At 72.2% G+C, this 11,059-nt stretch carries 10 protein-coding genes; 8 read left to right on the forward strand and 2 right to left on the reverse strand.

The genetic code is table 11. The features are described from left to right. Positions 1 to 38: 38 nt before the first annotated feature. Complete coding sequence (locus ACTMTU_RS03640; RefSeq protein ID WP_364590954.1) at positions 39 to 953, reverse strand: MurR/RpiR family transcriptional regulator; 915 nt, start codon at positions 951 to 953, stop codon at positions 39 to 41. 113 nt (positions 954 to 1,066) lie between these two features. On the opposite strand from ACTMTU_RS03640, the gene ACTMTU_RS03645 reads away from it, so the two are divergent. From ACTMTU_RS03645 to ACTMTU_RS03670, 6 genes are read left to right on the forward strand one after another with little or no spacing between them, the layout of a single operon-like run. Next, positions 1,067 to 2,233 (forward strand): C45 family autoproteolytic acyltransferase/hydolase, encoded by a 1,167-nt coding sequence (locus tag ACTMTU_RS03645; protein ID WP_441261941.1) that lies wholly within the window; start codon positions 1,067 to 1,069, stop codon positions 2,231 to 2,233. 42 nt (positions 2,234 to 2,275) lie between these two features. Beyond that, entirely contained in the window at positions 2,276 to 3,916 is a 1,641-nt protein-coding gene (locus ACTMTU_RS03650) for an ABC transporter substrate-binding protein (RefSeq protein ID WP_441261942.1), read from the forward strand. 11 nt (positions 3,917 to 3,927) lie between these two features. Further along, the gene (locus ACTMTU_RS03655) at positions 3,928 to 4,881 is read left to right on the forward strand and encodes an ABC transporter permease (RefSeq protein ID WP_441261943.1); all 954 of its coding nucleotides are present in this window, start codon (positions 3,928 to 3,930) and stop codon (positions 4,879 to 4,881) included. After that, on the forward strand, positions 4,878 to 5,729 hold the full coding sequence (locus ACTMTU_RS03660) for an ABC transporter permease (RefSeq protein ID WP_441261944.1): 852 nt from the start codon (positions 4,878 to 4,880) through the stop codon (positions 5,727 to 5,729). Before ACTMTU_RS03655 ends, ACTMTU_RS03660 begins: the two co-directional genes overlap by 4 nt. A 7-nt stretch (positions 5,730 to 5,736) precedes the next feature. Next, positions 5,737 to 6,792, forward strand: coding sequence for an ABC transporter ATP-binding protein (locus tag ACTMTU_RS03665; protein ID WP_441261945.1), 1,056 nt, complete (start codon positions 5,737 to 5,739; stop codon positions 6,790 to 6,792). Then, a complete protein-coding gene (locus tag ACTMTU_RS03670) occupies positions 6,789 to 7,640 on the forward strand; it encodes an ABC transporter ATP-binding protein (RefSeq protein WP_441261946.1) in 852 nt (283 codons plus the stop codon). The genes ACTMTU_RS03665 and ACTMTU_RS03670 overlap by 4 nt, the downstream gene beginning before the upstream one ends. A 624-nt stretch (positions 7,641 to 8,264) precedes the next feature. On the opposite strand, the gene ACTMTU_RS03675 is transcribed toward ACTMTU_RS03670, so the two are convergent. After that, complete coding sequence (locus ACTMTU_RS03675) at positions 8,265 to 9,224, reverse strand: FAD-dependent oxidoreductase (RefSeq protein WP_441261947.1); 960 nt, start codon at positions 9,222 to 9,224, stop codon at positions 8,265 to 8,267. A 63-nt stretch (positions 9,225 to 9,287) separates the two neighbouring features. Between ACTMTU_RS03675 and ACTMTU_RS03680 the strand changes: the two genes are divergently transcribed. Beyond that, positions 9,288 to 10,313: an oxidoreductase gene (locus ACTMTU_RS03680; protein ID WP_441261948.1), complete on the forward strand. Its 1,026-nt coding sequence runs from the start codon at positions 9,288 to 9,290 to the stop codon at positions 10,311 to 10,313. A 117-nt stretch (positions 10,314 to 10,430) separates the two neighbouring features. Next, positions 10,431 to 10,964, forward strand: coding sequence for a TrmH family RNA methyltransferase (locus ACTMTU_RS03685; protein ID WP_307709584.1), 534 nt, complete (start codon positions 10,431 to 10,433; stop codon positions 10,962 to 10,964). Positions 10,965 to 11,059 lie beyond the last annotated feature (95 nt).

The raw sequence follows: 11,059 nt of genomic DNA on the forward strand, positions 1-11,059 counted from the left end.
CGCCGGGCACCCTGTTCGCCGCGCCGTCCTGGCCGCTGTCAGGCTTTTCTGGAGCGCTGCTCGCGGGGCGGAAGCAGTTGTTCCCTCAGCGCCGTGAGCTGGTGCGAGTGCTCGACCGCGCGGGTCTCGTCCAGGGTCGTGAGGGCCAGCAGCAGCGCGTCGGCGACGACCAGTCCCGTCAGGGCCTCGTTGGTGATGCCGGTCGGTGTGTGGGGCGCGGTGAGGATCGCGTCGACCCGGTCCTCGAACGCCTCGCCCAGTTCGTCCGTCACGAAGACGACCTTCGCCCCCACCGACCGGGCACGCTCCACCAGCACCGTGAGCTCCGACAGCGGCCGGCCGGGCTGGAAGATGACCACGGTGTCGCCCTGCGCCAGTGACAGCAGCGGGTCGGCGAGCGCGAACCCCGTGGCGCCCACGAACCGCGCGCGGCGGCCGATGCGGCCCAGGGCCAGAGCGAGATGACGCGCCGCGAGCTCGCACGCGGCGACGCCGTAACAGAACACCTCACGGGCGTCGGCGAGCGCGGCCACGGCCTGCTGGAGGGCGTCGGTCCCGGTGAGGCGCCGGCACTGGTCGATGCGGTCCTGCGTCTCGTCGAACACGTCGTTCCAGATGGTCTGCAGGTCCTGGCCGACGTGCGCGATGCGCTGTTTCAGCCGGACCTCGGGAGCCAGTGCCGAGGTGAAGTCCGCCGCCAGTTCCCGCTTCAGCGCGGGAAGTCCCGCGTAGCCCAGGCGCTGGAGGGCGCGGACGACCGTGGCGTTGCTGGTGCCGCTGGCCGTCCCCAGCTCCTGTGCGCTGGCGAACATCACCTGCTCTGCGGGCGCGCTGACCAGGTACTGCGCGACGGTGCGCTCGGCGGCCGACAGCTCGTCCCACTGGTCGCGCACGGTGGCGCGAAGGCGGGTCAGACCGCCGGGCGCGGCGCTGCCGGATTCTGGATTCTTCATTACAGGTATTGACTCCTACGTTACGGCCGTTACGCTCGTGTGTATTCCGTTCCAGGATCTCATTTTCTCGGAACGAACATTACAGCACGCATGTGTCCCGAGGAGTCCCCGCGATGAAACACGCCCTTCCCGTCATCGAAGTGTCGGGGACCCCCGTCGAGCGCGGCCGCCAGTACGGAGCAGCGGTCGCCCCGCAGATCGGGACCGCTCTCGCTTACTACGCCGAGGCGTTCGGAGCGTCCTCCGGCCTCACCTGGCACCAGGTCACCTCCCGGGCGGCCCGCTGGCTCGAGCCCGTCCGTGACTACGCACCCCACCTCCTGGAGGAGATGCAGGGCATCGCCGACGGCGCCGGCGTCGGCCTGCTCGACGTCCTCGCGCTCAACGCACGCGGCGAGGTCATCTACGACGACTCGTTCGCACGGATGCGGGAGCACGACGGCCCTGGCGCGCGGGTCCCGGAGGAGGAGCCGCCGGACGGCTGCACCTCGTTCGCCGCGTACGGCCCCGCCAGCGGCGACGGCCACGTCTGGGCGGGGCAGAACTGGGACTGGCGCGCCGGGGTCGCGGACACCGTCGTCATGATCCGCGTGGTCCAGCCGCCGAAACCGACCGTCGTCATGCAGGTGGAGGCCGGACAGATCGGCCGCCAGGGCGCCAACTCCGCCGGCATCGCCCTCAACGCCAACGGGCTCGGCGGCCGCTTCGACGACACGGTCGGCATCCCGCAGACCGTGATCCGGCGCAGCGTCCTCGACCGCTCCACGATCACCGACGCCCTCGACGAGCTCTGCCGCACCCGCGCGCACATCGCCAGCAACGCCCTGCTGACATGCCGCGAGGGATTCGCCATCGACCTCGAGACCACGCCGGCCGGCCACGGCTGGATGTACCCGACCGACGGCCTGCTGGTGCACGGCAACCACTACCAGGCCGGCGTCCCCGCCGCCCTCGCCGCGGGCTACCGCCCGATGGCCGCCGACTCCCTCGTGCGGGTGCCCCGCGCGGAGGAGGGCCTGCGCCTGCTACGAGGGTCCACCGGCGCGGACGAGTCGCGGAAGCTCATCAAACAGGCGATGTCGGACCACCTGGGCCACCCCGAGTCGCTGTGCACCCACATCGACCCCCGAAGACCACAGGTCAAGCAGTGGCAGACGCTCGTCTCCTCGTGCGTCGACCTCACCACCGGCGACTACCACGTCACGGCGGGCACGCCCTGCGACCGCGAGTACCAACACCTGCCCTGGAATCTCTACGACGGCCCCCACGCCCCGAACTGACGCTGTTTCCGCTCTTCGCCCTTCCCCGCTCAGGAGCCCAGCATGAAGCTCAGAACCACCGTCGCCGCCGCCGGCCTCGCCGGGGCGATGGCCCTCACCACCGCGTGCAGCGGCGCGGACACCACCCGCCCGGCGGGAGCCGGCGCCACCGCCGACGCCGCCCGGCTCACACTCACACCCACCACCGCGAAGGCCAAGGGCGAAGTCCCCACCGTCAACTGGCTGCTGGAGGACGAACCGGACTCCCTCGACCTGGACACCCAGGGCGGCAGCGCCGGCCGCACCGTCCTCAGCAACGTGTGCGAGCGGCTGTACCAACTCCGGCCCGACATGTCCGTGCAGCCCTCCCTGGTCCGGCAGACCACCCGACCGGACGCCAAGACCCTCGTTCTCGCCCTGCGCGACGACGTCCTCTTCCACGACGGATCCGCGATGACGGCGGACGACGTCCTGTTCAGCCTCCAGCGCCACGCCCGGCCGGACATGGAGCAGTCCGACGAGTTCGACAACGTCGCGGAGATGACCAGGAGCGGCGACCTCGAGATCACCATCACGTTCAAGCAGCCTGACGCGCTGTTCACCAAGGCGCTGGCCGGTGACGCCGGACTGGTCTACAACCGCGAGCAGGTCGAGAAGTCCGGCAAGGACTTCGGCACCCCCGGACAGCCCGACGCCTGCTCGGGCCCCTACCGGCTCGCCGACTGGAAGTCCGGCGACTCGATCGTCATCAACCGCAGCGACACCTACTGGGGCGAGAAGCCCCTCACCCAGCAGGTCGTCTTCCGCTGGGCCGACGACAGCGCCATGGTGAACGCGCTGAAGACGGGCGCCGCCGACGGCACGTACGCGGACTCCATCAGCACGGCCGCCGCACTACGGGGCACCAAGGGACTCGACCAGCACTACGGACCGAGCACCGCTGCCCTCGCCCTGATCCCCACGGAACGCGGCGGGCTCGCCGACCCGGACATCCGCAGGGCCCTCGCTCTCGCCCTGGACCGCGCGGGCATCGCCCGCTCCGGCTACGGCGGACTCGTCGAGCCGTGGGCCACCCCCGTCGGATCAGGCGCCTGGGGCTACGAGAAGGAAGCCTTCGCCGACGCCCAGAAGCAGCTCGCGGGCGCCCCGGCCCGCCCCACGGCCGACGACATCGCCGCGGCGAAGAAGCTCGTGGAGAACGCCAAGGCGGCTCCCGACAAGCCGATCGTCATCGGCACGGACAGCAGCCAGGGCCGCCTGGTGATCGCCAACGCCGTCCGCGCCGCGCTCCAGCAAATCGGCCTGAAGGGCCAGATCAAGACCGTCCCGCCCGCCGAGTACGGCGAGTTCTACGGCGACAAGCAGGCCCGCGCCGACATCGACGTGCTCGTCGCCGACTGGTACATCTCCAAGAGCGACCCCATCGGCTTCTACGACAACGGCCTCTCCGACAGCTCCAGCAACTGGGTCGGATTCCGCAGCCCGGAGTACGACAGCAAGGTCAAGGAAGCGATGCGGACGCTGGACGACAAACAGCGCGCCGCGCTCGTGATCGACGTACAGCGCCGGTTCAGCGAAGCCGCGGTGTGGATCCCCGTCGCGCAGATGCCCACGGCCCTCGTCATCGACGACAAGCTGACCGGCCCGCCGGCGTCCATGGCGTACCTCTACTACCCCTGGGCCGCGGCGCTCGGTACGAAGTGAGCTGAACGACCATGATCGCCGCAATCGGGCGACGGCTCGGAGGGCTGTTCGCCACACTGCTGGCCGCCTCCTTCGTGATCTTCGCCGCCGTGTACGCCGCCCCCGGCGACCCCGCCGTCTTCCTGGCCGGGGGCCGCGACAAGCTCACCCCCGAGCGGCTGGCCGCCGTCCGGGAGCAGTACCACCTCGACGAGCCGCTGGTCGTCCAGTACGGCCGCTGGCTCTGGGACTGCCTCCACCTCGACCTCGGCCGCTCGTTCCAGTACGGGGACCAGGTCGCCGATCTGCTGGCGGCACGGTTCCCCACCACCCTCGCCCTCGTCGCCTATGCCACCGTCCTCTTCGTGGTCCTGGGCGTCGGCGCGGGGATCCTCGCCGCCGTCCGCCGCGGCGGCTGGGTGGACTCCGCGGTCGTCGGCGGCACCACCCTCGCCGCGTCCGTCCCCTCTTTCGTCGGCGGCATTGCCCTCGTCGCGCTGTTCGGGGTCCAACTCGGCTGGTTCCCGGTGACCGGCAGCGGCGAAGGCTTCGCCGGCACGGTCCACCACCTCACCCTGCCCGCCGTCGCCATGGCGCTCGGAGCGCTCGCCGTCATCAGCCGGGTCACCCGCCAGGCCATGGTGGACGCGGGCGCGGCCGACCATGTCGCCGTCGCCCGCGCCTCCGGGATCCCGGAGCGCGACATCGTCCGCCGGCACGTCCTGCGCAACGCGCTGGGCCCGATCATCACGATGTGCGGCCTGGTCACCGCCGGAATGCTCGCCGGCACCGTCGCCATCGAGACCGTCTTCGGGCTGAGCGGCATCGGCTCGCTGCTCGTCGGCGCGATCAACAGCCATGACTTCCCGGTAGCCCAGGCGGTCCTGCTGCTGATGGTCACCGGCTATGTCGTGGTCACCACCGTCGTCGACCTGGTGCATCCGCTGCTCGACCCCCGTCTCAAGGCCGTGAGGAGTCCCGCATGACCGCCGTCCCCGCCGGCGGGCTGCTGCCCGTCGGCAAGCGCACCCGCCGCTCCGCCGGAGCGGCGGTGGCGGCCGGCTTCCTCGGACTGGTGGTCCTCGCCGCCGTGTTCGCCCCGCTGCTCGCCCCGTACCCGCCGGACGCCGTCGACCTCTCTTCCTCCCTCGTCGGCACCGGCCCGGAACATCCGCTCGGCACCGACGCGTCCGGCCAGGACCTGCTCTCCCGCGTGCTGTACGGCGCCCGGACGAGCCTGATAGCACCGGTCCTGCTGCTCGCGTTCGCGTCCGTCCTCGGTGTCGCGCTGGGCACCCTGGCCGCCTGGCGCGGCGGATGGGTGGACACACTGGTGTCGCGTGCCACGGATGTGATGTACGCCTTCCCCGGCCTGCTGTTCGTCGTCCTGATCATCGCCGTGTTCGGCGCCGGTATGACCACGTCCGTGCTGGGGCTCGGGCTCGCCTTCGCCCCCACGATCGCCAAGTACACGCGCAGCGTCGCCCTTTCCGAGCGGGCGAAGCCGTACATCGACGCCTACCGGGTGCAGGGCATGGGAGGCGCGCGGATATGTGTGCGCCACCTGGTCCCGAATCTCGCACGGTCGATCGCCGGCTACCTCGTCGTCCTGTTCGGCGAGGCCCTCATGAGCCTCGCGACGCTCAGCTATCTGGGCTTCGGCGCCCAGCCGCCCAGCTCCGACTGGGGCCTGATGGTGCAGGAGGGCCAGTCGGCCATCGTGCAGGGCGCCCTGCTGCCCGCGCTGGTGCCGGGCACCGCCATCGCTGCCGTCGTGGTGGCCTTCAACGTCGTCGGGGTCCGCGCCGCCGACCGGCTCGGATCCAGGAGGTAGCCGCGCCATGCTGCTCGACATCGAGAACCTGACCGTCCATCTGCCGGGCGCCGCCCGTCCGTTGCTGGCGGAGGTGTCCCTCCAGGTCCGCACCGGCGAGGTCGTCGGCCTCGTCGGTGAATCCGGCTCGGGCAAGTCCACCACCGCGAAGGCCGCGCTGAGCATCCTCCCCGACGGCGCGCGGACGGAAGGGAGGGTGCTGGTCGACGGAGCGGACGTGCTGCCGATGACCGGGATACGCCTGCGCGAACACCGTGCCCGCACGGTGGCCATGGTCCACCAGGACCCGCGCTCCGCCCTCAACCCCGTGCGCCGGATCGGCGACTTCCTCGCCGAAAGGCTGGTCCGCCCCGGTGAGGGCTCCCGGAAGGAGAGGCGCAGAGCGCTGGGCACCGCGGTCGAACTCCTCGACGCGGTCGGCCTGCCCGACCCCGAACGGCGCGTCAGACAGCGGCCGCACGAGATGTCCGGAGGCATGCTGCAGCGCGTCGTCATCGCCGGTGCGCTCGCCGCCGAGCCTCGTCTGCTGCTCGCCGACGAGGCGACCAGCGCCCTGGACGTCACCACCCAGGCGGAGATCCTCGCCCTGTTGCGCAAGCTGCGCGGACAACGGGAGCTGGGCGTGCTGTTCATCACCCACGACCTGCATCTCGCCGCCGCCTACTGTGACCGGGTGTACGTGATGTACGCGGGCCGTGTCGTCGAGGAACAGCAGGCGCGACGCCTCTTCGGTGACGCCCGGCACCCGTACACCAGGGGCCTGCTGGACTGCTCGCCGGAACTGGGCGGGACACGACGGGCGATCCGTCCGATCCCCGGCCGGCCCCCGTCACTCGCCGACGCCTTCCCCGGCTGCCCCTTCACGGCACGCTGCCCCCACAGCGAGCCCGCGTGCGAAACCTGGACCCCGGAGCCGCTGCCCCTCGCCGGCGCCGGCGCCGGCACGGCCGCCTGCCGCCGGATCGGCGACCTGTCCCCGGGCGGTCCGTCCGGCAAGCCGGAGGCAGGCACCGCCGAGGACCCCGTACAACCGGCCGCACCGGCCGTCAGGAGCACACCATGAACGGCAACAGCCCCCAGGACGGCGCGTCCCTGCTCGTGGTCGAAGGGCTCCGCAAGACCTTTCGGCTGCCGGGCGGCGGCACTCTCACCGCGGCCGACCAGGTCTCGTTCACCCTGCCGGAGGGCGGTTCCGTCGGCATCGTCGGCGAGTCGGGCTCCGGCAAGAGCACCGTGGCCCGCATGCTGGCCGGTCTCGAGAGACCCGACGCGGGCACCGTCACCGTGAACGGCCGGGACCGGCGCTCCGCGCGCCGCGGCGGCCGCTCCCGGCGCGACCGGCTGGCCCGGGCACGCGAGATCCAGATGGTCTTCCAGGATCCCTACGTCTCCCTCGACCCGCGGCTCACCGCGGGCCAATGCCTGCGCACCGCCCTGCGGCTGCACGGGCACCCCGCGGTGGAGGACCGCATCCGGTCACTGCTCGACCGGGTCGGCCTGGGCGCCCGCGAGGCCGAGGCCAGGCCGCACGAACTCTCCGGCGGACAACGCCAGCGTCTCGCCATCGCGCGCGCCCTCGCCGTCGACCCGCGCATCCTGGTGCTCGACGAGGCGGTCGCGGCGCTCGACGTGTCCATCCAGGCCCAGATCCTCCAACTCCTCGCCGAGATCCGCGAGGACACCGGTGTGGCCCTGGTCTTCGTCAGCCACGACCTGGCCGTGGTGCAGCACATCACGGACGAGACCGTCGTCATGCGCAGGGGCACCGTGGTCGAACAGGGGCCGACGGACCAGGTGCTGCGCACACCGCGGCACGCGTACACACGGCTGTTGCTCACCTCCGTCCCGCACCAGGACTGGGACCCCTCGGACGTGGTCCGTGCCCGGGGCCGGGCGGCGGAGGCGGCTTGAGCGCCTGGGACCCCTCGGACGTGGTCCGTGCCCGGGCGGCGGAGGCGGAGGCGGCTTGAGCGACGGCCGGTCCCGGGGCGCGCCGGGCCGCCGCGGTGCGCGGTTTGCCCGGGGCGGCCTGCGTCCGGGACCACTCCCCACAGCGTCGCGCGGCCTACGCCGTTACCCGGGCGGCGCTCTCGCTCGGAATGACGAAGCGGCTCCCTGCCGCGGCTGCCGGGCCGAAGCCGGTCCAAGGACCATGGACGGCTGCCCGCCACTCGGACCGCGACGCGCAAGAACCTACGAGACGGGCTCCCTGCGCCGGCATTGTCCGGATCAGGTGATGGGGGTCGTCCTCCGGTCCTTGGACCTTCGGACCTCTCAGCCCGACCGTCGACGTCGGCCCCGGCGGCTATCTCCGCCAAAGTCGGCTACTCCGGTCGAACTCCCTCGCTCGCCTCGTAGGCCACTTCCAGAGTAACGCTCCGCGGATGCCGTAAAAAGGGGTGAAAGGGAAAAAATCAGGGCTCTTTGCCGGGCGGGTGCCCGCGCTCGGCGAGGCCGCGTCATCCGGCTCCGCACCTGATCGTCCCCACCGGTCCTCGGCGCGCTGCTTGCCGCCCCGGATGTCCGGGACTCGGCCTACCCGACGAGCGCTGCCGCCGCCTGTGCGCAACCCCAGGCCACGGTGATACCGGCGCCGCCGTGGCCGTAGTTGTGGACCAGCAGAGCCCCGCCCGGCAGGCGCTCCGACTCGATCCGCACGCCGGTGTCCCGTGCGGGCCGCAGACCCACCCGGTGCCCGAGCACCCTGGCCCGGCCGACCTCCGGGTGGATACGGGCGCACCGCTCGACGATGGCCGCCGCGGTGGCCTCTTGGGGCACCAGGTCCCAGGAGTCCTCCTCGGCGGTGCCGCCCAACAGCAGCCGCCCCGGCTGCGGAAGGAGGTACGTCGTCGCGCTCGACGCGTGGTCGACCGCGGTGAACCACTCCTCGACGCCCGGGTTCTCCACCACCACCAACTGCCCGCGCACCGGCCGTACGGACGGATCGGGCGCCAGCTCGCGTGCGCCGAGACCGGTGCAGTTGACCACCACGGAGGCCCCGCTCTCCGACTGCGCCCGGGTGAGGGAACCGGCCTCGCGCGCCTCCACGGTGCCGCCCGCCGCCTCCAGCCGCCGCCGCAGCCAGCCGAGATGGACCGGCATGTCGACCAGCGGGATCCGGGCCCGCAGACCGGCGGTGAATCCCGGCGGCAGCTCGTCGCGGCCCGCCTCCCGCAGTCCTTCCACCCTCGCTGCCCAGGGACCGAGGTCGACGAGCCGGGTCTCCGCATGGACGCCGGGCACCAGCCGTACACCTGTCTCCTCCGGCCGGTCCGCCAGCGCCGCGTACACCCGCAGTGACTCCAGGGACCACTCGCCGACCAGCTTCTCCGGCTCGATTCGATACGGCCACCACAGCCCGCCCGCCACCGCCGATGTGGTCGTGCCGGCGGGATCCCGGGACCACACCCGCACCCGCTTGCCGCTCTCCGCCAGCACGACGGCGGTGGTCAGCCCCGCCGCCCCGCCGCCCAGCACCAGTACGTCGCCGCTCATGCCGGGACCGTAACCCATGGCGTTCCATGCTCAGAAGACCGCGCGGTTGGGCAGACTCACGACATGTCTGCCGAGTACGCGACCTTCGGGCTGGCGCCGGCGATGCGGACCGGGGGAGTCCTCGCCGATGGTGCCTACCAAGTGCACCGGGACTTCACCGACTTCATCGTCGACGGCCGGCCGCTGCTCCACCGGCTCAGTGACCTCGACGCCGTCTCGCCGCTGGCCTCCGACATCCCGCCCGCCGTCTTCACCGACCATCTCCGCCGTCTGCTCCTCGACGCGGAGGCGCCGCTGAGCGACGGCCGGTTTGTGATCTACGGCTGCCCCGAATGCGAGGGGCTCGAGTGCGGGGCCGTCACGGCCGTGATCGAGCGCGACGGCGACGACGTCGTCTGGCGGGACTTCGCCTGGCAGACCGACGGGACGGCCGATCTGGAACTCAACGGCTACCACGGCATCGGTCCGTTCCGTTTCCGCGGCGAGGAGTACCGGGCGGCGCTGGAGCAGCTGCTGCCCGGCCCGGAGGAGGCCGCAGCCCGCCGCCGGGTCCTGCTGATCGGCGCGCGGGTCGCGGTCCTCGCCAAGCTCGCCGCCGCCCTGCGGTCCATCGGCATCGGCGCAGACATCGCCCACGACGCGGCGGGAGTCCCGGCCGAGGAACTCGGCGCGTACCGGGCCGTCGCCTTCGGCCGGGCGGTCACGGAGGCGGACCGGGTCGCGGTGCGGGAGGCGTTCGCCCTCGCCGGCGCGCAGGTGGAGTACGTGGACGGGCTCGCGCCGGTCGTCCCGCTGCTGGTGGCGCAGATCGAGCTGGCCCTGGACCGGAGTCCGGTCGGGCAGCGGCGCCTGCGGGGACTCGCGGCGAAGGGCGGGGAGGCGGTGGTCGAGGTGGCCTCCGAATGTCGCGTCCGGCTGGTGGCCTACCGTCTCGACGCTCTCCACCGGACCCACGCCCGGGAACTGTTCGAGGGGACGCTGCAGCCCGGGACGCACCGAATTCCGCTGGACGCCAGGGCGGTCAAGGGACGATCCTTCGTCGTGGCGCGCACCATGGGGGGCGTGCTCGTCACGCCGGTGGCGCGATGATCACACAAGAGGCCCGGGCGAGCCGCTGAATCGCCGCCGCATGCATCACTCACGTCACGTACATCACACGCCTCGCACGTGTGCGCCCCTGAACCGGAGGTCCGCCTCCCCGCGCCCATGAGCGCGAGGAGCAGCGGACCCGCCTTCCGCACCCGTGCCCCCGACGAGCTCCGCCGAAGCCGGCGCCCGCGAGCCCATTCCTGCTGGGACCATCTCTACGCGGCGCCCCTGTGGCCGCTGCACGGCGCGAACCTCGGCACCCTCGCCCGCACCTGCGACGCGGTCGGCGCATGCATCACCGTCCCGCGTTTCCCGTGGGTGCCCGAGGCGCTGGCCCGCGGCAACACCCTGCGCAAACCGGTGTGCACCCACCGGACCGGCGACCCGCTGGGATGGCTGGCCCGGCAGCGGGAGCGGGGAGCGCGCATCGTCGGCGTCGAGCTGGCCGACGAGGCCGTACGCCTCGCCGACCTCGCGCCGGCGAGGCGCCCGACCGTCATGGTCCTCGGCCATGAGCAGCACGGGATTCCGCCGGAGGCGCTCGACCTGCTCGACGAGTGCGTGGAGATCCCGATGATCGGCACCGGCTCGAGCCTGAACGTGGCCGTCGCCGGCTCCCTCGCCCTGTACAAACTCGCCGGACTCCTCTGACCCGCAAGAAGCCCTAGGTGTATTGACCCGTGAGGTTGGGGACGCGGCTGGCGGGTGGGTGGCCTTTCAGTGCGGTGTGTCCGCGGTGGTGGTTG

The sequence above is a fragment of the Streptomyces sp. OZ13 genome (genome assembly GCF_052068155.1).
Lineage (GTDB): Bacteria > Actinomycetota > Actinomycetes > Streptomycetales > Streptomycetaceae > Streptomyces.